21 protein-coding genes and 1 tRNA gene are annotated in these 21,171 nt (G+C 65.0%); 7 read left to right on the plus strand and 15 right to left on the minus strand.

Translation table 11 applies throughout. The features are described from left to right. Nucleotides 1-554: 554 nt before the first annotated feature. Nucleotides 555-1,091: a hypothetical protein gene (locus tag QTI04_RS20600; protein WP_286617336.1), complete on the minus strand. Its 537-nt coding sequence runs from the start codon at nucleotides 1,089-1,091 to the stop codon at nucleotides 555-557. A 621-nt stretch (nucleotides 1,092-1,712) separates the two neighbouring features. Next, complete coding sequence (locus QTI04_RS20605) at nucleotides 1,713-2,015, minus strand: hypothetical protein (RefSeq protein WP_286617338.1); 303 nt, start codon at nucleotides 2,013-2,015, stop codon at nucleotides 1,713-1,715. A gap of 173 nt (nucleotides 2,016-2,188) precedes the next feature. On the opposite strand from QTI04_RS20605, the gene QTI04_RS20610 reads away from it, so the two are divergent. Further along, nucleotides 2,189-2,488, plus strand: coding sequence for a hypothetical protein (locus QTI04_RS20610; RefSeq protein ID WP_286617340.1), 300 nt, complete (start codon nucleotides 2,189-2,191; stop codon nucleotides 2,486-2,488). A 495-nt stretch (nucleotides 2,489-2,983) separates the two neighbouring features. Here QTI04_RS20610 and QTI04_RS20615 read toward each other — a convergent pair whose 3' ends face one another. The 9 genes from QTI04_RS20615 to QTI04_RS20655 form a co-directional block, all read right to left on the minus strand. Then, nucleotides 2,984-3,196 (minus strand): hypothetical protein, encoded by a 213-nt coding sequence (locus QTI04_RS20615; RefSeq protein WP_286617341.1) that lies wholly within the window; start codon nucleotides 3,194-3,196, stop codon nucleotides 2,984-2,986. Nucleotides 3,197-3,333: 137 nt separating this feature from the next. Next, nucleotides 3,334-3,660, minus strand: coding sequence for a hypothetical protein (locus tag QTI04_RS20620; protein ID WP_286617343.1), 327 nt, complete (start codon nucleotides 3,658-3,660; stop codon nucleotides 3,334-3,336). Beyond that, nucleotides 3,660-6,134: a toprim domain-containing protein gene (locus tag QTI04_RS20625; RefSeq protein ID WP_286617345.1), complete on the minus strand. Its 2,475-nt coding sequence runs from the start codon at nucleotides 6,132-6,134 to the stop codon at nucleotides 3,660-3,662. The genes QTI04_RS20620 and QTI04_RS20625 overlap by 1 nt, the downstream gene beginning before the upstream one ends. Beyond that, nucleotides 6,131-6,406 (minus strand): hypothetical protein, encoded by a 276-nt coding sequence (locus QTI04_RS20630; RefSeq protein WP_286617347.1) that lies wholly within the window; start codon nucleotides 6,404-6,406, stop codon nucleotides 6,131-6,133. Before QTI04_RS20630 ends, QTI04_RS20625 begins: the two co-directional genes overlap by 4 nt. A gap of 9 nt (nucleotides 6,407-6,415) precedes the next feature. Then, nucleotides 6,416-6,778, minus strand: a complete 363-nt coding sequence (locus tag QTI04_RS20635; protein WP_286617349.1) for an AlpA family transcriptional regulator — start codon at nucleotides 6,776-6,778, stop codon at nucleotides 6,416-6,418. 187 nt (nucleotides 6,779-6,965) lie between these two features. After that, complete coding sequence (locus QTI04_RS20640) at nucleotides 6,966-7,583, minus strand: hypothetical protein (RefSeq protein ID WP_286617351.1); 618 nt, start codon at nucleotides 7,581-7,583, stop codon at nucleotides 6,966-6,968. 72 nt (nucleotides 7,584-7,655) lie between these two features. After that, a complete protein-coding gene (locus tag QTI04_RS20645) occupies nucleotides 7,656-8,882 on the minus strand; it encodes an integrase arm-type DNA-binding domain-containing protein (protein WP_286617352.1) in 1,227 nt (408 codons plus the stop codon). Between the two features lie 178 nt (nucleotides 8,883-9,060). Further along, nucleotides 9,061-9,135 (minus strand) — tRNA-Arg (locus QTI04_RS20650). Between the two features lie 44 nt (nucleotides 9,136-9,179). After that, a complete protein-coding gene (locus QTI04_RS20655; RefSeq protein WP_286617354.1) occupies nucleotides 9,180-9,818 on the minus strand; it encodes a TetR family transcriptional regulator in 639 nt (212 codons plus the stop codon). Between the two features lie 160 nt (nucleotides 9,819-9,978). On the opposite strand from QTI04_RS20655, the gene QTI04_RS20660 reads away from it, so the two are divergent. From QTI04_RS20660 to QTI04_RS20675, 4 genes are all read left to right on the plus strand, one after another. Then, on the plus strand, nucleotides 9,979-11,223 hold the full coding sequence (locus QTI04_RS20660; RefSeq protein WP_286601496.1) for an efflux RND transporter periplasmic adaptor subunit: 1,245 nt from the start codon (nucleotides 9,979-9,981) through the stop codon (nucleotides 11,221-11,223). Between the two features lie 13 nt (nucleotides 11,224-11,236). Further along, nucleotides 11,237-14,389 (plus strand): efflux RND transporter permease subunit, encoded by a 3,153-nt coding sequence (locus QTI04_RS20665; protein ID WP_286601494.1) that lies wholly within the window; start codon nucleotides 11,237-11,239, stop codon nucleotides 14,387-14,389. A gap of 140 nt (nucleotides 14,390-14,529) precedes the next feature. Next, nucleotides 14,530-15,882 (plus strand): efflux transporter outer membrane subunit, encoded by a 1,353-nt coding sequence (locus QTI04_RS20670; RefSeq protein ID WP_286601492.1) that lies wholly within the window; start codon nucleotides 14,530-14,532, stop codon nucleotides 15,880-15,882. Nucleotides 15,883-15,961: 79 nt separating this feature from the next. Then, a complete protein-coding gene (locus tag QTI04_RS20675; protein WP_286601489.1) occupies nucleotides 15,962-16,615 on the plus strand; it encodes a cytochrome c5 family protein in 654 nt (217 codons plus the stop codon). Between the two features lie 64 nt (nucleotides 16,616-16,679). Here the strand turns inward: QTI04_RS20675 and QTI04_RS20680 are convergent, their stop codons facing one another. The 4 genes from QTI04_RS20680 to QTI04_RS20695 all read right to left on the minus strand — a co-directional run bounded on the left by QTI04_RS20680 (nucleotide 16,680) and on the right by QTI04_RS20695 (nucleotide 19,547). After that, the gene (locus QTI04_RS20680) at nucleotides 16,680-17,225 is read right to left on the minus strand and encodes a DUF2946 family protein (protein WP_286617356.1); all 546 of its coding nucleotides are present in this window, start codon (nucleotides 17,223-17,225) and stop codon (nucleotides 16,680-16,682) included. Between the two features lie 36 nt (nucleotides 17,226-17,261). Continuing rightward, nucleotides 17,262-18,245, minus strand: coding sequence for a YheT family hydrolase (locus QTI04_RS20685; protein WP_286617358.1), 984 nt, complete (start codon nucleotides 18,243-18,245; stop codon nucleotides 17,262-17,264). Continuing rightward, nucleotides 18,245-18,697, minus strand: coding sequence for a nuclear transport factor 2 family protein (locus QTI04_RS20690; protein ID WP_286601486.1), 453 nt, complete (start codon nucleotides 18,695-18,697; stop codon nucleotides 18,245-18,247). The genes QTI04_RS20685 and QTI04_RS20690 overlap by 1 nt, the downstream gene beginning before the upstream one ends. Before the next feature lie 76 nt (nucleotides 18,698-18,773). Next, the gene (locus QTI04_RS20695) at nucleotides 18,774-19,547 is read right to left on the minus strand and encodes a hypothetical protein (protein ID WP_286617360.1); all 774 of its coding nucleotides are present in this window, start codon (nucleotides 19,545-19,547) and stop codon (nucleotides 18,774-18,776) included. Between the two features lie 45 nt (nucleotides 19,548-19,592). On the opposite strand from QTI04_RS20695, the gene QTI04_RS20700 reads away from it, so the two are divergent. Together QTI04_RS20700 and QTI04_RS20705 are read left to right on the plus strand one after the other, a co-directional pair. Then, nucleotides 19,593-20,189 carry a LemA family protein gene (locus QTI04_RS20700; RefSeq protein ID WP_286601483.1) on the plus strand — a complete coding sequence of 199 codons (597 nt, stop codon included), beginning with the start codon at nucleotides 19,593-19,595 and terminating at the stop codon, nucleotides 20,187-20,189. Nucleotides 20,190-20,207: 18 nt separating this feature from the next. Next, nucleotides 20,208-21,170, plus strand: a complete 963-nt coding sequence (locus tag QTI04_RS20705; protein WP_286617362.1) for a YgcG family protein — start codon at nucleotides 20,208-20,210, stop codon at nucleotides 21,168-21,170. Nucleotide 21,171: the final 1 nt, after the last annotated feature.

Below are 21,171 nucleotides of genomic sequence, written 5' to 3' on the forward strand. Positions count from 1 at the left end.
CGCAATGTTGCCTTTCGAGCGGCCTGGACAATCGTGAGATCTCTCACGAACCGGAAAACGGAAAAGCGCTTCACATCGTCCGCTATCCAAAGCGGCCCCCCGTCGTCAGCCACAATCCCCGTTACTTAGTCGAGCCCCTTGGAATGAAAACCTGCTCAATACTTTCCCTTGCGATTGGCCTTGGCATGGCCGGTTGCACAACTGTTCCCGACAGATACGTGCGTGACCCAGTCGACCCCTCAAGCTGCGGATATCGCATAGAGCCCACCGAAAAGGCAGGGTTCGCACTGGAGGTCTTCTACAAGGAGTACAAGTTCCTGTCGTCAGCGGACCAGCCGGTACAGGGCGCCAAGCAGTGCTTTCTCCGAACCGCTGAGCGACTCGCCAAGCAAGAAGGTAGGACCATGAAGCCCATCTTCCTCGGCGACATCAATGCCGCTCCGACTCGCAACACGCTCGATGGCACCTACTCCGTTTTTGTCACGGGCAGGGTTCAATACCAAGAGTAGTGCGTGTGGCGCAGGCCGGTCCCGCGAGCGTGCTGAAAGGGGAAGTCAGTGGGGGTCTTGGGACGGCGCCGGCTGAAGCTTCCCGGCCGCATCGGGGCCCCCGGGCAGTGCAGGCGCTCCAAGCTTGTTGCGCCTCACGGTCACGAATAGATAGACCGCGAACATCAGGATCGGCCCCCAAACGAACGGGCTGACGAGCGGGTACTCAACCACCCGAAACCCGAAGCCCCCGGCAGCTCCACCCGCTGCCCCGACGCCTGCCCCGATTAGGGTCATGGCCCCTGCGCCCAGGGCCAAACCGACACCGCCAGTGGCGAGGCCAACCGCCCCAACGACCAGATAAGTGCCAAAGCCGATCGCACCGCCCGCCACGGCACCCAGCCCCATCGCGCCAAAGCCCGGCAACACGAACTGCGTCTTCGTGCCCGTCAGCGTTGCCAGGTACACGCCAAACGCAAATATGACAACGGCCAGCGTTCGCGTATGAAATGCTGCCCAGCGCTCGCTCAGCACGAGCCGGCATATAAGTGCCCCAACCGCAATCACCGCGCCGATGATCAGCGGCACAAGCAGTGCTTCCATGTCGCTCTCCTCCATCTGTATAGCGCAGGATGGTACTTGGCGATACAGCCGTAGCAAACCGAACACGGCGCCGCCGGTCGCGTCGCTTTGCCCTGCGAGCTGCCGGCGGGGAGCCTGGGCGCTTACGTGGCGGCGCAATTGACGGGCGCGATGCTGAGGGCGTGGCTGCCCCACGCAATGTTCGATCTAAGCTTGCTGCAATGGAGTGCCGAGGCACGCTACGGGTCGGAGCAACGGTTGGCTAAACTGGTGGCGACATCGGGCACGGGCTTGGTGCTTGTGATCCTGCACTGGCCAGCAGGCAAGGTTGCGCAGTTGGTGGCTTTCTACATCGGCGGCCTGCAGGTTTACCTCCAGCACTTCCCTTCGCCAACCCAGCGGCGGTGTTCGGTCGCATGTTCCGCGATAGCTTTGCTGGCATCGCCCTGCCAGTGCAACCGGCTTTGTGGTGGCGGAATAAATAGGCGCCGCAGCTAGTGATTGGGTCTATCAATTAGTGCGCTGAAAGCCCGTCATCCTCTTTTGGCACCACGGACAAACGCCGGGTTGCGCATCCAGCGCTCCTCGCTTTCGGCGGGTCGGAACTGCCTCATCATGGCCATCGCGCTTTCGGGCTGGGCGTCACAAGTCTTCGCCTTCCAAGCGTTGGAAGTAGGCAGGCCATGCTTCACGCATTTCGGCCCAACTCAGGTAGCTGTCGGCGGGGCCGCCGTGTAGGAAAAATCCGCTGCGTGATTTCCCCTGATTTACGCGGTCGAAGCAATAGCCGAACCCGATCGGCATGGGCTCGCCCCTGTCATCGGTTATGTCGTACACCGCCACGCCGCCGCCATTGGTCTTCATGTGCAGCGACATGCGCTTGTTCCATCCGACCGGCTTCACGGGCAGTTCTGCCGGCAAGGGCGCTATCCGGTTGCTGGCCATTACATCGACTCCTCGGATCGGGGGGGGCTGCGACTTGGCAGATGCTATCCGCGCCGCCCCAGGCAATCCAGGACGGTATCGATCGCGTCCGCCTCAGCGCGTTGTCAATTTGGGCGAGGTTGTCGAATGCGAAGCCGACGCAGATACTGACGAAAACGAAACGGAGAGCGACGATGAGCGCAGAGAACTACGCGGCGATGGCCCGGAAGCACTGGACGAAATGGCTGCCGCGGAAGGTGGCCGCACTGAAGGCGGACGGGGATCTGGAATCGACGCTGCAGACGGTGGGCAAGCAGGCGCAGGCTCGGCTGCTGGAGCTGATGCAACAGGGGTTTCGGGAGCATGAGGCGGACGAGGTGGTGCGCAGCGAGTTCATCCAACTCAAGCCGGAGCACGGGGCCGACATGGAGCAGTGGGAGCGCAGCGAACTGGATGTGATGGAGGCGGAATTTCGTCGGCTCAACCGGCCTTGACCGGCTCGTGGACAGCGCGTGGTCATCGTTCGGGGTGGCTATCGGCTCCGTCGCTCCGACGCCTCATCCCGATTGGATCGCGATCGGGGTCGGCGGGTCGAGCACTCAGTCGAATGTCTGGCTGTACGACAAGGCGAACAACCGCGTCGTGATGTGCATCGGCGCCGTCGCATCGGGGAACGTCATCTGCAGTCCAGCGGCGCTCCCCAAGTAGCACGTACCTCAGCGCTGCGACCGACTCTGCTTGACGAACAGTTGCAGCTTTTGCCCGGCGCGATGAACGCAGGCAATCATGTGCGCCTCGATCAAACGGCCACCCTTGCTGTGCGGTAAGGGTCGTTCGCCAGATCCGCCGCGGCCGTGGGGGGGCGCTCACGATGATTTCCGCCATCTACGCACGCGGGCGCGTGCGCGCGCGCAAAAGGTGGATGGACGACAACGAGCTGCACGCTGTCGTCGCACTTGCCCGGCGCAAGGGGGCGCGTCTTGCCGTTCCTATGCGCCCTCAAGCGCCTTCAGGTAGGTGGCGATCGTGCTCACCGGGTCATTCAGGGTGTCGTCCGCTGCAATGCGATGCAGTTCATCGACGATGCGCGTGCGGGCCGCAAGCTCATGCTTCATCCCCTGGGCGTGAGCGATCTGGTTGACGCGGCGGCGAAGGTCGCCGGAGATGGAGGCGGAGATGGGAGGGGGCTTTTGTCGGGGCATAGGGGGATTCCTGAAATGGACGCATGCGTGCGTGTGCGCACGCAGGACTGAAGTCGAAAGGACAAGCCCCAGGTTGACGTTCCGCGCTCGAATCGGCCGCGGAACGCCGCTGGGGCCTGAACAGACTGCGATGTGGGTTACGCAGCACTGCTCCTGCGGCTTTGCGACTCCGTCACACTACGAAGAAAATTCACACCGTACTTCTGACGGAAGTACTCCAGCAGTTCGGCGCGCTTTGCCTCGCGGTCGGCTTTTCCTTTGGCACATAGGTCAGTTGCGTGCATCGCGAGTTCGAGCGAATCCGTCAGGTGATCGAAAGCCCTGCGGTCAACGTGATTCAGGAAGTCAAGGCCATTCAGCAACGACTTGCCCCCCAACGGTTTGCGCTGCCGCTTGCGCAGCGCACTGCCGGACGTACGGGCAGTCGGTTGCCCGGGTTGAGCGAGGTTGGATTCTGGTTTCATTACATTTTCTCCATGGTTGCGGTTGCGGTGAGGGGTTCTTGGGTGGCGATCTCCAGTTCGCCGTGCGAACTAGGCGAACTTGGCGAACTACCAATATCCATGCGGGTTGCGGCCTGCTCTTGGGCGTCGCGAACAAGGCGAACGTCGCTAACGAAGGCCTCGACATCGTCCTGGGTGAGGTAGCTTTCTTCGCCTGCTTCGCAATACTCGCCGGCATGCGAATCGGGCTGCAGGGCGCGCCGTTGTTGATCCTTCGCCACCTTCGCTTTGTTCGCGTCCGTCAGTCGGTAAATCTTTGCAGGGCGGCCGGCGGTCGGCGCCGTTTCAACCTCGATCCGTGCTGGCGTGGTCAAGAGCAACTCGTCCAGCGCTGCGTCGATCTTGTCTTTGGACAGATGACCGCCGAAGCACTCGACCGTGATCGCCTTGCGGCTGGCGCTGCCCTTGTCGGCCAGGAACTTGATGATCTTGTCGGCGGTGGCACTGGTCTCGGCCGCCGTCACTTCGTCCAGCGCGCTCGCGAAGACGAACTTGACGGAGTCCGTCCAGAGGCGAACCCATGCCAGCCCGGCCTCGACATGGGGCACATCGACTGCCTCGCTCTTGTCGAAGATCGCGAACAACATCGCCAGGCGCAGCAGCGTCGGGGCGCGGCGTTCGATCAGCGCGTTGACGAGTTCGCCTGCGCTTTGGTCGTTGAGTTCGCCGAGGTAGAGCTTTTCGTACAGCTCTTGCGCGGCCGGCGTGAGTTGCATTCGGCGCGCATCCGTCTCCACATGGCGATCGGCGCCAACCGTCCTCAGGACATCGATGATCCGGCTCGCGAAGTCGTCGATCTTGTCCTGCGGTGTTGCCTGGGGAAATGCCACGTAGTGGTCGCGCTCGGCATACACCATCATGAAGCGGTTCGCGAAGCCGTTGGTCAACTCGCGGGCCGCGAGCATCGAACGCAGCTCGCCGGGCGTCACTGCACACGACAAGGTGACGTGCGGATCGGACGCCCAGACGCGGCTGGTCTTGGTTGCCGGCCGGATGGAAACGCCGTCCCAGCAATCGCGCAGTGCGGCCGACAGCGTGTTGCCCTCGCGCTTGGTCTGGCTCAGGACATTGGCGAACTCCGACTCGACCACCCACAAGCGCTTGTCGTGGATCGGCGCGACCTCGGTCTTGCCGTCCATGTAGCCGTCGTGGATCAGGTAGGCCAGACCTTCGCGGGACGACAACCCGCCGCGGTGAACCTGCGGCGCGATGTACTCGTCCTTCGCACGGATTGCCATGTCGATGCGGTGAACGATGCTGACGGCATCGCCCTTGCGGCCCCGGCCGGTGCGTCCGACGTGGATCCCGAACAAGCGTGGGTGGTGCCAGGTGTTGCCCACAGGAAGGTAGGCAACGCGGCCGACCGCCGCGCTCAGGTAGTTGATGACGTTCAACGCCACGGCAAAGGGGTTCGCCTCGGTCGTCTCGGCGGCGGCGCGGGCAATCTCACCAATCAGGCCGTACAGGGCGGCCGGATCAGCACGGGGGGCATTGCGATGAAGGTCGGGATGTTCGTCGTCGGGCGCCTCGTCGAGGACCTTCGCGAAGCACTTCCGCACCGCATCGAGCCCCTGCGCCTGGTGCAAGTCGTTGAAGTCGGTCTGGCCCGGCTTGCGACTGCTGCCGAACGCCGGCATCGCGACGGAACCACCGACCGCCTTGGCGGCTTCCCGAGCCTTGGTCATGCCGGGGTTGCCTTCGGTCTCGATGTCGTCATCGGCGGCCAGCACGATCTGGATCTCCGGGAAGCGGGCGCGCAAAGCCTTGGCCACCGGCAGCAAGTTGCCGCAGTCGAAGGCGACTGCAACGGCGTGCTCGGTCGCCTCGTGAACGCTTGCGCCAGTGGCGTAGCCCTCGACGATGTAGATGGTGCCCACCGGGTTGCCGATGCCAAAGTAGCTCCCGCGCTTGCGGCCGTATTGAAGGAAGCGCTTCTCGCCGTTCTCGTCAATGCGCTGCACCGTCGTCAGCTTGCCTTTCACGTCCGTGATCGGGACGATCAGGTCGCCACCATCAACGCGCAGGCCGTAGTTGTTGACTCCCTTTTTGACCAGATATGGGTGGTTGGGCGCGGCGGTCTTGGACTTGCTCCAGAGCACGCTCGCGTCGGTCGCTGCAGCCTCGTGACGCACTTCCTCGGCCTGCTCGCGGACGCGGCGGGCGGCGTCAACGCGGGCGCGTTGAGCCTCCGTCTCGGCAGCGCTGAGGGGGCGGCCGATATCTACCTTCCAGGCTTGCCAGCCGAGCCCGTCGCGGTGGTTTTCGAAGCCACCGGCAGGCACACCGTCGAGGTGCAGTTTGTAGGTCGCGTCGTGTTGACCGATCTTGCCGGCGGCATCACAGCGATGAAATTCGCCATCAGCAATGATTTCGACCGGGGGAACGATGCCGCGGAATGCGAGCGCCGCGCGGAATTGTTGGATGGCGTCGATCAAGCCGCGCCCCCGATCTGCGCCAGGAATGCGCGTGCTGCATCGAGGGTGGGCAAGACCTTGACCATGTCCCAGCGCATGGCGTAGTAGGCGGCTGCACCGTCGGCCGGGTTGCCCCTGATCAACTCGTAGCCCTTGAGCGCGTATAGCGCCGTCAGCGTGGCGAATGCCTTGTCGATGTTGCCCGGCTTCAGTTCAGTGTGAGGGCCGATTTGGCCTGCGAGATCCGCTACGTCCCCAATGCGCTTCTCGGTGATGCTGGAGTTCGTGTCCATTTCCGACCTTCAGTCCGCCACGGATTGCGCGGTGATCCAAGCCCGGACGGCCCGCACCTCCCACGCGGTGACGCGCGCAGAAAGCTTGCACGGCGCCGGGAAAGTGCCGGATTTCACCTTGCGCCAGAGCGTAGCTGCACTGAAGGGCAACGGCGCGGGGGTGTCGGGCCGCTTGGGGCTTTGCACCAACTGAGCTTCGCGGATGAATGCGCTGTCGGGAAGCGCATCAAAAATCGACTGGGTGATCTGCGCGGGCTTTTCAGTGGGGATGCTGGATGCTGCCAATTGAGGCGGGATTGCGGCTGCGATCGCGGTCAGCATCCACTTGGGTTTCTGAGACATTTCGTGTCGTCCTGTGGTGTAGAAGGACACGAATATCTTCACGTCGGACGCTGCCGAATAGGTGGGCAGGTTGCGAAAACCTACCCATCCCCCTCGAACAATTGCGCAGAGGATCTAGGCCGAAACAATCGCTTCAGATCAGCCCCAAAACCCTGGAAACCCAACAGCGGCGCGGCCTCCAAGGGGGGGGTAGGTTAGCCCCCAGGGGGTGGGTAGGTTACGCAGAAGGGGTCTTGGGGGCGCGACCCTGAGCTTTCCAATTCGCCACTTTGCTGCATTCTTCGACGGCTGCGTTTGTGAGCCCGAAATCGTCTGCATGGGCCCGAAGCCATCCTTCGAGCGCTTGCTTCGGACTCGTCTTGCCTTCGTCATCGACGGCCTGCCACGCGCGCACAGCCGCGGCCAACTTGGGCGCGTAGCGTGGATGCAAAGGGTTCATGTATCCGTGCCGTAAATCGGGGATCTGAGTCGGATCACCAACATACTCATGAACGCGCCGGACAAGTTCCTCCGCGTCAAGCTGTAGAAGCCCCATCTCGCGGATTTCGTCAACGGGGCCGCCGCCCTGCAAAGGGTCAATTGGGGCGCGTCGATACAGCCACCACTTGGAACTGATGTAGCGTGAGATCAACTCGCTGGGCTCGCTATCGGACAGGTATGGAGATTCACCTCGAGCGGGCAAGATCCAGACCTCGGCCTCGCACATGGCAGTTGGCAAGCAGGCGTGGACAACGTGAGCAGCCTCGGCTAAATCCATGCCCATCTCTTCCTTGATACGATCGGTCAGATCGACAAGCAAGGTCACGTCGCTGCGACGCACGTAGTTCTTCCTCAATTTTTCCTCCACACCTTGAAAATCGGCCAGAAACGGCCCTTTACACCTGCTGCTTTCTGAGCAAAAAGCGGGCTATCGATGGGACTTGCGGAACTCGATCACTTCCGCACCAACACGAAGCTTGTCCAAGTAGTCCGCCCAACGCTGCATCATCTCTTTGCGTGCGGGAAGGTGCGCAGTGCGGTTGTAGGCGCGGCCATTGGGGTCTTTGACGGTGTGCGCGAGTTGGTGCTCAATCAAGTCTGGGCGCTCCCCCAGGACCTCGTCCATGATCGTCCTGGCCATGGCGCGAAAACCATGCGCGGTCATCGCATCCTTTGAATATCCCATGCCGCGCAGCGCTGCGCTGATGGTGTTCTCGCTCATGCAGCGCTCGCCAGTGCGGATGCTGGGGAACACGTAGCGTCCATGGCCGCTGACCGGCTGCACCTCGCGCAGGATCGCGACTGCCTGGCGCGAAAGCGGCACAACATGTTCAATCTTCATCTTCATCTTGCTGGCGGGCAAGCGCCACTGCCCTGCGTCGAGATCGATCTCAGACCACTCCGCTGCCCGCAACTCACCTGGGCGCAGGAACACCAACGGCGAAAGCTTCAACGCCGCGACGACGGTCGGATGCCCGCTGTAAGCATGGATCAACCGCATGAGTTGGCCGACCGGTTTCGGCTCGGTGATCGCGGCGTAGTTCGTTTTCTTGATCGCCACCAACGCTCCACGCAAGTCCGCAGTAACGTCGCGATCAACGACGCCAGTCGCCACTGCGAAGCGAAAAACCTGCGAGCAAATTTGCACGATCCGATGCGCGCTCTCGTGGATTCCACGCGCTTCCATCCGGCGGGCGACCCTGTCCAGCACATCCTTGGCTTTGATGGTCGTGATTGGCATCGTGCCGATGAAGGGGAATACGTCCTTCTCCAGCCAATTGGTGACTTTGGCCTGTGTCACTGCTGCGCGACGATTCGCCGACTTGGCCAGCCAGTCACGCGCCACCGCCTCGAAGGTGTTCGCCGCCGCCTCGGCCTTGTTTTGCTTTTCTTCGCGTTTTGCAACCCCCGGGTCAATCCCATCAGCCAGCAAGGTCCTTGCAGCGGCGCGCCGATCTCGGGCCTTGATCAAGGAAACGTCGGGATAGGTGCCAAGGGCAAGGGTCTTCTGCTTGCCAGCAAACCGGTAGCTCAGCCGCCAGTACTTCCCCGTCGCTGTGACGTGCAAATACATGCCACCCCCGTCCGCGTACTTCTCCCCGTTACTTGATCCCTTGTGCGCTTGCTGCTTCACGAAGGTGGCGTTGAGTGCCATCGCTGATCCCCCTGTGTTGGTATCCGTTTTTTGGTTTACCAGAACTACCAACAAAAATGATGGTATTTCGCTGCGATGGGATGTTACGCCGTGAGGCGACTTGAGGCAAAGAAAAACCCGCTACGCTGGGGAAACGTGCGGGTTTTGATGCTTATTGAGACGCTGTGATCTCGCCAACTGGTCCCGCCGCCAGGAATCGAACCTGGATCTCAGCCTTCGGAGGGCCGAATTCTATCCGTTGAAATACAGCGAGATGGTTGTCTCCTGACGAGGTCAGAAGCCCTCCATTATCGCCTATCAGCCGCCGCTCGCCAAAGGCCTGACAAAACCCAGCCCTGACAGGTAGACCCGGAACGTCCGCCGCCCGGTCGATACCAAGTCGAAGGCCTCTGGGTCCAGCAGCCAGTCCTGGATCAATCCGCTGATCAGCGCATGCAGCCCCAGCGCCGCCGCCGCCGCGGGGATCGGCAGCCGGATGCGGGCGCGGCGGGCGCCGGCGAGCATGGCTTTCTCGAAATCGATCACGCAGGCGTTGCGGGCGTCCAGGTGCCGTTGATGCACCGATTGCATGTCGTGCGTGTATTCGACCTTGTGCGTGGCGATGTCGAAAACGCGGCGCACCTGGGGGTCGGAGGTCATCAGTTTCAGGGCTTCGGCCATCATGCGTTCCACGTCCTCGATGGGGTCGGCTTCGGGGCCACCGGTCACCTGCTGCGCGGCTGCCTCCAGCGGCAGCTTGACGCGGTCCATCATGGCGTTGAACAGGTCCGCCTTGTCCTTGAAGTGCCAGTAGATCGCGCCGCGCGTGGCTCCAGCCTGCTGCGCGATCTGCTGCAGCGAGGTCTGCGACACCCCCTGGGCCTGGAAGAGCACTTCGGCGGCATCGAGCAACCGATGCCGCGTCTCGAGCGCCTCTTCCTTTGTACGACGAACCACTTAGTCTCCCTTCTTAGAATGCGCAATTGCGCACGGCTGTCACTATACATGCATGAATGTATGTAAACTACAGCCCTTTCCCGATGGTCATGTTCGCCGTGTTGCTTTAGGCGCTGGCGCGAACCATGCATCGTCATCTTCCTCGCTTCAAAGGAATCGCATGCCCGTCCTGCATGTCTCGCGCCACTCATTGTTCTCCCCGCGCCTCGCAGCCGCTGCCGCCGCCACCGCCGTGCTTCTGGCACTGACGGCCTGCGGCAAGGGCGCCGCCCCGGGAGCCGGTGGCGCCGCGCCGCCACCGCCCGAAGTCGGCGTGGTGGTCGCCACGCCGACCAACGTCGGCCTGATCACCGAACTGCCGGGCCGGCTCGAAGCCTCGCGCGTTTCGCAGGTGCGTGCCCGTGCGGCCGGCATCCTGCTCGAAAGGCTGTTCAAGGAAGGCAGCGACGTGAAGGCGGGCCAGCCGCTGTTCCGCATCGATCCGGCCCCCTACGCCGCAGCCCAGCGCAGCGCTGAGGCCAGCCTGGCGCGCGCCGAAGCCAATGCGGCGCAGGCGAAGGCGCTGGCCGAGCGCTACAAGCCGCTGGTCGCAGCCAACGCGGTAAGCAAGCAGGAATACGACAACGCGGTGGCGGCGCAGAAGACGGCCGAGGCCGACGTGGGCGTGAGCCGCGCCGCGCTGACGACCGCCAAGATCAACATGAGCTACGCCGCCGTGACCGCGCCGATTTCCGGCCGCATCGGCCGCGCGCTGGTGACCGAAGGCGCGCTGGTGGGCCAGAACGACGCCACGGAGCTGGCCGTGATCCAGCAGATCGATCCGATGTACGTGAACTTCACGCAGTCGGCGACGGATGTGCTGCGTCTGCGCCGCGCCATGGAGGCCGGCCAGTTCAAGCGCGCGAGCGGCCCCAATGCCGCGAGCGTTCGCGTGGTGCTCGAAGACGGCACCGAATACGCGCTGCCCGGCCGGCTGCTGTTCTCCGACCTGACGGTCGACGCGACCACGGGCCAGGTCACGCTGCGCGCGGAGGTTCCCAATCCCAAGGGCGAGCTGCTGCCCGGCCTGTACGTGCGCGTGCGGCTGGAGCAGGCGCAGGCGGCCAACGCCATCACCGTTCCGCAGCAGGCTGTCACGCGCACGCAGCAAGGTGACACGCTGACCGTGGTCGAGCCCGACGGCAAGCTCAGCAAGCGCACGGTGAAGATCAGCGCCGCGCAAGACAACCAGTGGGTGGTGCTCGAAGGCCTGAAGGCCGGCGAACAGGTGATGGTCGACGGCTTCCAGAAGCTCCAGATGATGCCGCCCGGCACGCCCGTGAAGGCAGTGCCGTGGAAGGCCCCTGCACCGGCCACTCCTGCTGCCGCGGCAGCCGCCGCTCCGGCTCCCGCCGCGAAGCAGTAAGGAGCGCGCCCGCATGGCCAAGTTCTTTATCGACCGTCCGATCTTTGCGTGGGTGATCGCGCTGTTCATCATCGTGATGGGCAGCGTGGCGATCACGCAGCTTCCGATCTCGCAATACCCGCCGGTGGCTCCGCCGGCCATCGTCATCAACACGGCTTACCCCGGCGCCTCGGCCCAGACACTGGAAGACAGCGTGCTGTCGGTGATCGAGCGCGAAATGAACGGCTCGCCAGGTCTTATCTATATGGAGTCGGTCGCGCAGGCGGACGGCACCGGCACGATCACGATCACCTTCGAGACGGGCACCAATCCCGACCTCGCGCAGGTGGACGTGCAGAACCGCCTGTCGCGCGCCACCCCGCGGCTGCCGGCGGCGGTGACGCAGCAGGGCGTGCGCGTGGACAAGTCGCGCAACAACTTCCTGCTGTTCACGATCCTCTCGTCGGACAACCCGGCCTACGACCCGATCGCGCTGGGCGACTACGCGGCGCGCAACGTGGTGCCTGAACTGCAGCGCGTGCCCGGCATCGGCCAGGCGCAGCTGTTCGGCACCGAGCGCTCCATGCGCATCTGGATCGATCCGGCCAAGCTGCAGGGCTTCAACCTGTCGCCGGCCGACGTGAACGCGTCGATCAGGGCGCAGAACGCGCAGGTGTCCTCCGGGATCATCGGCGACCTGCCCAATTCGCCCGGCCAGGCCATCGCCGCCACGGTGGTGGTCAACGGCCAGCTCACGACGGTCGAGCAGTTCGGCAGCATCGTGCTGCGCGCCAACACCGATGGTTCGGCGGTGCGGCTGCGCGACGTCGCGCGCATCGAGCTGGGTGGCCAGTCGTATTCGACGTCGGCGCGCCTGAATGGCGAGCCGGCCGTCGGTATCGGCGTCCAGCTCGCGCCGAACGGCAATGCGCTGGCTTCGGCCAAGGCCATCCGCGCCAAGATGGACGAACTCTCGCGCTTCTTCCCCGAAGGCGTGAAGTGGACCATCCCCTACGACAGCTCGCGCTTCGTGAGCATCTCGATCACCGAAGTGGTCAAGACGCTGTTCGAGGCCGTGGCGCTGGTGTTCCTGGTGATGTTCCTGTTCCTGCAGAACTGGCGCTACACGATCATCCCGACCATCGTCGTGCCGATCGCGCTGCTGGGTACTTTCGCGACGCTGCTCGCGCTGGGTTTCTCGATCAACGTGTTGACGATGTTCGGCATGGTGCTGGTGATCGGTATCGTGGTGGACGATGCGATCGTGGTGGTCGAGAACGTCGAGCGCATCATGAGCGAGGAAGGACTCTCCCCGCTCGAAGCCACGCGCAAGGCGATGCGGCAGATCTCGGGCGCCATCATCGGTGTGACGGTGGTGCTGATCTCGGTGTTCGTGCCGCTGGCCTTCTTCGCGGGTTCCACCGGCAACATCTACCGCCAGTTCTCGGCGGTGATGGTGGCGTCGATCGGCTTCTCGGCCTTCATGGCGCTGTCGCTCACGCCGGCGCTGTGCGCGACCTTGCTCAAGCCGGTCGAAGCCGGTCATCACCACGAGAAGAAGGGCTTCTTCGGCTGGTTCAATCGTGGGTTCTCGCGCACGGCCAAGGGCTACGAGAGCGTGGTGGCGCGCATCCTCAAGCGCGCGGCACGCTACCTCGTGATCTACGCGGCGATCATCGGCGCGGTCGTGGTGGTGTATCGCCAGTTGCCGACCTCCTTCCTGCCGCAGGAAGACCAGGGCAACATCATCATCAACGTGCAGCTGCCGCCGGGTGCGACGCAGGAACGCATGCTGTCGGTGATCAAGGACGTCGAGGCCTACATCCTCAAGCAGCCTGAAGTGCAGAGCATGGTCGGGGTGCTGGGCTTCAGCTTCTCGGGCCAGGGCCAGAACGCCGGTCTCGCCTTCGTGACGCTCAAGGACTGGGACAAGCGCCATGAGCAAAGCCAGTCGGCCGATGCCCTCGCGGGGCGGGCCTTCGGTGCGCTCTCGAGTGTGCGCGATGCCTTCATCTATCCGCTGAGCCCGCCGCCCATTCCCGAACTGGGCAACGCGAGCGGCTTCACCTTCCGCCTGCAGGACCGCGCCGGCGCGGGCCACGAGGCGCTGGTGAATGCGCGCAACCAGTTGCTGGGCATGGCGAGCAAGAGCCCCATCCTCACACAGGTGCGGCCGGACGGCCTCGAAGATGCGCCGCAGCTGCAGATCGAGATCGACCGCGACAAGGCGAACGCCCTGGGCGTGACCTTCGATGCGATCAACACCACGCTGTCGACCGCGCTCGGCTCGACCTATGTGAACGATTTCCCCAACCGGGGTCGTCTGCAGCGGGTGGTGGTGCAGGCCGATGCGCCGGCGCGGATGCAGCCCGAGGATCTGCTCAAGCTCAACGCCAGCAACAGCAAGGGCTTGCCCGTGCCGCTGTCGGCCTTTGCGACGACGCGCTGGATCACGGGCGCTCAGCAGACGGTGCGCTACAACGGCTATCCGGCGATCCGCATTTCGGGCTCGGCGGCACATGGTTTCAGCTCGGGCGCTGCGATGGCCGAGATGGAAAAGCTGGCCGCGCAACTTCCCCCGGGCTTCGGCTACGAATGGACCGGCCAGTCGCGCGAAGAAAAGCTCGCGGGCTCCCAGGCCATCATCCTCTACGGCTTCGCGATCCTGGCGGTGTTCCTGTGCCTGGCCGCGTTGTACGAGAGCTGGACGATCCCGCTGGCGGTGATCATGGTGGTGCCGCTGGGCGTGCTGGGCGTGCTTCTGGCAACGCTGTTCCGCTCGTTGGCGAACGACGTGTACTTCCAGGTGGGGCTGATCACGATCATCGGCCTCTCGGCGAAGAACGCGATTCTGATCATCGAGTTCGCCAAGGACCTGCAGGCGCAGGGCAAGGGCGTGATCGAGTCGGCACTGGCCGCGGCGCACCTGCGGTTCCGGCCGATCGTGATGACTTCGCTGGCCTTCGGCCTCGGCGTGCTGCCGCTGGTGCTGGCGACGGGCGCAGGCTCGGCGAGCCAGCGCGCGATCGGCACCGGCGTGCTGGGCGGCATGTTGACCGGCACGGCGCTCGCGGTGATTTTTGTGCCGGTGTTTTTCGTGGTCGTGCGCAGCCTGTTCAAGGGCAGCGAGCGCCAGCACGAGGCCGACAAGCGCCATGCGCAGGCGGCTGGGATCGAGGAAGCATGATGACCAAGTACACCCCCAGGCTTCGCGCACTTCGTGTCGCTACGCCCACCCCCTTGCAGGGGGCAACACCAGCGGCCCGGCAAAGCCGGTTCCGCGGTGTTTCACGAACTCGGCTCGCTGCGCTTGGCGCAGCACTTTTGATGAGCGGTTGTTCGCTGATTCCGAAGTACGAGCGGCCGGAGGCGCCGGTGCCGGCGGTTTTTCCGAACGCGCAGCCTTCGAGTGCGGGGGAGCCGCTGACTTCCACGATTGCGTGGCAGGACTTCTTCACGGATCCGCGGCTCCAGAAGCTGATCGAACTGGCGCTGGCCAACAATCGTGACCTGCGGATCTCGGTGCTCAACATCGAGCAGGCGCGCGCGCAGTTCCAGATCCAGCGCTCGGCCTTGTTCCCGGCAGTGGACGCGACTGCGAGCGGCACTCGGCAGCGGCCATCGCTGCTCGGGCCGGGAGTGTCCGAAAGCTACTCGGTCGGGCTGGGCTTCACGGCATGGGAGATCGACTTCTTCGGCCGCATCGCCAGCCTCAAGGACTCCGCGCTCGCGCAGTACCTCGCCACCGAGGAAGCACGCAAGGCGGCGCAGATCAGCCTGATCGCCGCCGTGGCCAACGGATGGCTCGCGGTGCTGGGCGATGACGAAGTGCTCGAGATCACACGCCAGACGATGGCGACGCGCGACGAGTCGCTCAAACTCACGAAGCTGCGCTTCGACAACGGCGTCTCGTCGGAGATCGACTTCCGGTTCGCGGAATCGCAGGCGGAAACGGCGCGCGCAGCCTATGCACAGCAGCAGCGCGTGCGCATGCAGAACGAGAACGCCCTCGCGCAATTGATCGGTGCCCCGGTGCCGCCCGAGGCGATCGTAGGCAGCAAGGAAGGGCTCAAGGCCCTGGCGCCGATGCAGGACCTGCCGGCCGGGCTGCCGTCCGACCTGCTGGGCGAACGCCCGGACATCCGCGCCGCCGAGCAACAGCTGATCGCGGCCAACGCCGACATCGGCGCGGCACGTGCGAACTTCTTCCCGCGCGTCACGCTGACCTCGTCCATCGGCACGGCGAGCACCGAGTTCTCGGGTCTCTTCAAGAGCGGATCGAAGGCCTGGGCGTTTGCGCCGCAGATCACCTTGCCGATCTTCAATGCGGGCGCCAACCAGGCCACCCTGGACTCGGCACGCGCTGGACGCGAGATCGCGGTGGCGCAGTACGAGAAGACCATCCAGACGGCATTCCGCGAAGTCGCCGACGCCCTCGCGGGCCGCGCAACCTTCGACGATCAGTTGCGCGCACTCGTGGCGCAGACGAATGCCGAGGAGGTGCGATTCAGGCTGTCGGACATGCGTTATCGCAACGGCATCGCCAGCGGACTCGACCTGCTCGACGCCCAGCGCTCGCTCTTCACGTCGCAACTCGCGACGGCGCAGACGCGGCAGTCGCTGCTGCAGAACCAGGTGACGCTGTACAAGACGCTGGGTGGCGGCTGGGCCACACATTGACGGGTGAAAGGGGGGCGCCCAGGGCGCCTCTCTATAATCGCCGGTTGATCCGAAAAAAGCCCCCGATACCGAGGACGCAATGAGCGCAGAACCGCACTACCAGGCGACAGAAGAAGCCCACACCGGCCCGATCAAGAACCCGAAGCAACTCCTGCTGGCGGTATTTTTCTCCTTCATTGCGCCCATCCTGATCATTGCTGCCCTCGTTTCGTACGTGGTCTCCGGCACCCATCCCTCGGGTTCCGCAGAGGGTGACAGCATGTCGCTCTACGGGGTTTCGAAGGAAGCCCGGGATCGCGAGATCGCAGAACGCCTCAAGAAGGTGGGCTCTATCGAGATTCGCGATGCCAACCGTCCCCTCGCCACCGGCGAAACCGTGTTCAAGGCCCAGTGTGTGGCTTGTCACGGCAGCCCGGGCATCCCCGGCGCACCGCACCTGAACGACGCTGCGGCCTGGGGCCCTCGCATTGGGCAGGGCTTTGCCACGCTGCTCGAGCATGCGCTGAAGGGCAAGGGCGCGATGCCTCCGCAAGGCGGCGGAGACTTCGAAGACCTCGAAATCGGCCGTGCCGTGGCCTACTTGGCCAATGCAGGGGGCGCCAAGTTCCCGACGCCCGAACGCCCGGCGGCGGGCGAAGCGGCCGCTGCAGCACCTGCCGCCGCGGATGCTGCGGCACCTGCGCCCGCCGCGGCGCCGGCAGCTCCCGCCGCCACCGCGACGAACGGCAAGTAAGAACCTCCGCCTCCCAGACAAGAAAGCCCGCGTCCTGCGGGCTTTTTCATTGCGCCGTTTTCGCTCAGCCCGGCGCAGCGGGCTTGGCCGGCTGGCTCGCGGCCGGGCTCATCACGTGCCCGAAGCGCGCAGGCAAATCCGCAGCGCGAACGTTTTCCGGCACCCAACGCCCCTGCTCGACGGCCTCGGCGGCCAGGCCCGTGTCCTGCGTGTGGATCAGGCCCAACCCGATGGGCGCAACCAGATAGAGCTTGCCCTCCTCGTCGAGCAGGCAGGCCGATGGCTCGACGGCCAGGCCCGAATGGGACTTGACGGAGAAATCTCCGCCGAGCCGCCAGATCCAGGGTGCGGCTTCAAGCTCGACGTACACGCGCTGCGGACCGTTCTGGAAGAACCACTGCCCCTGCGCGTCATGCTCGTAGTTGCGCTGGATGAAGTCGATCAGCTTTTCGTGCTGCAGCAGCGAGCCCTTGGCAACGGGAAACGGCCCGGTGGCCTGCGTGCGGTCGTCGCGCAAGTACCAGTTGCCCCGCGCGTCGAGCCCGAGCCAGCCGTAGCAGTGCGGCACATTCGGCCACTTGGCAAGCGCCTGTTTGACGATGTCATCCATTGGGCCATTTTGCTCCGCCCGGGAGCAGGCTGGGGATCAGCGTCCGGCCAGCCAATCGACGACGCGCTCGGGCATGCCTCGGACGTGCCCTGGCGGCGAGCCGAGCGGAAAACCGACGTGGCCGCCGTGCGCGGGCTGCCATAGCGTGACGTGGCTTCCGACCTCGCCCTTGCGCGGCAGGCTGCTCGCGGGGACGAAGGGGTCGTTGGCGGCGTTCACCACGAGCGCGGGAACGCGGATCGTATGCAGAAGCGGCTTGGCCGAGCCACGCGTCCAGTAGTCGTCCGTGTCGCGAAAGCCGTGCAGAGGTGCCGTGAAGATGTTGTCGAAGTCGTACAGATTTCGGGCCGCCAGGAGCTTGTCGCGGTCGAAAAGCCCAGGATGCTGCGCCAGCTTCGCCAGCGCCTTGGGCTTCATGGTCGACAGGAACATGCGTGTGTAGACCAGCCGATTGAAGCCCCGCCCGATGGCCTCGCCTCCCGCGGCGAGATCGAGCGGTGCCGAGATGGAAGCGACGGCGCTGACCAGCTTCGAGGCCTCGCCGCCCGCCTCTTCCGCCCAGCGCATCAGCGCATTGCCGCCGAGCGAGACGCCGGCCGCCAGCATCGACCCGCCGCCGTTCTGTTCCTGCCGAGCGCGCAGCCGAGCGAGGATCCAGCCGACTTCCTCGAAATCGCCCGAGTGATAGGCACGCGGCCCCAGATTGAGCTCGCCGCTGCAGCCACGGAAATGCGGCACCGCGTAGTCCCAGCCCCGCTCCATCGCAAAGGCGGCGAAGGCCTCGGCGTAGTGGCTGCGGGACGAGCCTTCGAGGCCGTGGAACAGCACCAACAGCGGCCTCGCCAGCGGCCGCGGCGCAGCGGCTTCGAGAAAATCGACGTCGATGAAATCGCCGTCCGGCGTGGTCCAGCGCTCGCGGCGGTAGTCGGGCAAAGGCGCCTCGACACGCCGCGCATAGAGCGCGGGCCAGATGGTCTGCAGGTTGCCGCCCGGCAACCAACGGGGTGCGACGTATTGCATCAGTGGATGGTCTGGGGTGCGTCGCCCGTGTCCCCAGGATCCTGGGCGCTGCCTGGACTGGCGTGATGGGCGACCATCCGCCAGCCTTGCGGGGTCTTGTGATAGACGTTGGTGGCCAGCACGAAGGCATGGCGCGGCCCTTCGGCGGTGATGACCTCGATGCGCTCCAGCACGTTGTGCACCGCGCTCGCGAGCGATTCGACCTTGCGCACGCGGGCCGGCGTCGCATGGATGGCGCCATTGCCGAACATGTGCTCGAACGCCCCACGGATCGCGTCGGCGCCCACGAGGCGCGGGCCGCCGGGGTGAACGCAGAAGATTTCCTCCTCGTCGGCCCAGCAGTCCATCAGCGAATCGACGTCGCCGCGCTGCAAGGCCTCGTAGAAGGCCGTTTCGATGTCGTCGGCGGTGCCGCCGACGGTGGCGGCACGGAGTTTGGTCTTGGTGGACATGGATGGTGCTGTCGGATGCGTCGATTTTGCCTCGGGCGGAGAAGGACGACGTGTCGCGGCGTAGCGCCGTTTCGCATCATGGAGCGGGCAATGCCGGCGTCACCCAGCCTTCCACGACGGCGCGCAGTTCGCCCTGCGCCGCCCGCCAGACCAATTCGGGCGCGGCGACGTGCACGCCCGGCGGCGCGATGCGCAACGCCACGTCGACCAGCTCGGCCACCTTCGACGCACGCACCGGCTGCTCGCTCGCCGGCACCATGAACCGGCCGATGGACAGCATCCATGCGGCGAGCCGCTCGGCGGGATTGGCAAAGTGCTCCGGTGCCGGCTTCTGCGCCGAGCGCACGAGGATCACACGATCGAAGCCGAGTGCCACGACCGCCTGTTCGTCGAGGCTGGCGAGGCCGCGCTTCAGCGCTTCCGGCAGCCGTCCTTGCGCATGCGGCTGCACGACGGCCAGGGTCTGCACGCCGCACTCGCGCAGCCAGGCGGCGAGCGCCGGCAGCTGCGCGGGCTCCGGCGTCCACAGCGCGCGTTCGCGGTCGTAATAGAGACGCGGCGGCTCGAACAAGATCAACGCGGTATCGGCCTTCAGGACCGGCCATTGCGCGATCGGAGTGCTCGGCGTGACCACGGTTTTGACGCCCGGCAGCCCGTCGCGAATGGGCTCGCGCGCCAGCACGCGGGTGTGGTCGAAGCGATGCCTGCCGGCAAGGCGCCGCACCAGTTCATGGCCGAGCGCGCCGGTGGCGCCGGCGATCAGCAAGGTGCCCGCCGAATCGCCGGGCGCAAGGCTTGGCGCTGGCCTGCGATTCGCGGCCTGCAGGACTTGAAGAGGGTCGACCGCCATCCATCTATGCTACCTTCGCGAACTTCGCAACCTGGGAGCGCCATCATGGTGAAACGCTGGCTATTGATCATCCTCGCAGCGCTGACGCTGGCGGGCTGCGGCTACAACGATTTCCAACGTCTCGACGAGGCGAGCAAGTCGGCCTGGAGCGAAGTGCTCAATCAATACCAGCGCCGCGCGGACCTGGTGCCGAACATCGTCGCCACGGTCAAGGGCGAAGCCAATTTCGAGCAGGAAACGCTCACCAGGGTCATCGAGGCGCGCGCCAAGGCCACCTCGATCCAGGTGACGCCCGAGACGCTCAACAACCCCGAGGCCTTCAACAAGTTCCAGCAGGCGCAAGGTGAACTATCGGGCGCGCTGTCGCGCCTGATGGTCGTGGCCGAGCAGTACCCCAACCTCAAGGCCAACCAGGCCTTCCGCGATCTGCGCGTGACGCTGGAAGGCACCGAGAACCGCATCACCGTGGCACGCAACCGCTACATCAAAACCGTCCAGGAATACAACGTGCTCGCGCGCAGCTTCCCGACCAATCTGACGGCCAAGGTGTTCAGCTACGACCCCAAGCCCAACTTCACGGTGCAGAACGAAGCCCAGATCTCGACGCCGCCGACGGTCGATTTCAACGCACCCAAGAAGTAGGCGCAGCAGCGACCCGCCATGACGGCTGTCCGCTTTCGGCACGCGCTGACGGCCTTTCTGCTGCTGGCGTGCGCGCTCTTCGGTGCGCACGCGCAGGATCTGCTGCCGGTGCCCGCGCTCAACGCGCGCGTCATCGACCAGACGGGCACGCTGAGCGCAGCGCAGCGCGCGGCGCTCGAAGCCAAGCTGCAGGCTTTCGAGCAGCAGAAGGGTTCGCAGATCGTGATGCTGATGGTCGCGACCACGCAGCCCGAGGACATCGCGAGCTACGCCAACCGGGTCGGCAACGAATGGAAGATCGGCCGCAAGCAGGTCGGCGACGGCATCCTCGTGGTGGTCGCCAAGAACGACCGCAAGATGCGCATCGAGGTCGCGAAGTCGCTGGAGGGCGCGGTGCCCGACCTCGCGGCCGCGCACATCATCGATGACGCGATGAAGCCGCGCTTCCGGCAGAACGACTTCGCCGGCGGGCTCGACGCCGCGGCCGACCAGCTCATTGCAAGGGTTAAGGGCGAGGCGCTGCCCGAGGTGGATGCGCGCGGCGGTGACTTCAGCGACGGCCGCGGCGGCAGCGAGGGATTCAACTGGCAGGACCTCGCGGTGTTCTTCTTCATCGCCGTGCTGGTGGGCGGGCCGATCGCGCGCCGCATCCTCGGCAAGATCCCGGGCTCGCTCGCGATGGGCGGGCTGACCGGGGTCGTCGTGATGGTGCTGACGTCCAGCATCGTGATCGCGGTGCTGGCCGGCCTGGGCGCCCTGCTCTTCACCCTGCTGTCAATGGCCTTCGGCGCGGGCGCCGGGCGGCGCGGCGGCGGCTTCGGCGGCGGCGCATTGGGCGGCGGCGCATTGGGCGGCGGCCTGGGGGGCTGGGGCGCAGGACGCGGCGGCGGCGGAGGGTGGGGCGGCGGTTCCTCGGGTGGAGGATTCAGCTCGGGTGGCGGTGGTGACTTTGGTGGCGGTGGCGCCTCGGGAGACTGGTGAC

The sequence above is a fragment of the Variovorax sp. J22R115 genome (assembly GCF_030317005.1).
In the GTDB taxonomy this organism is placed as follows: Bacteria; Pseudomonadota; Gammaproteobacteria; order Burkholderiales; family Burkholderiaceae_C; genus Variovorax.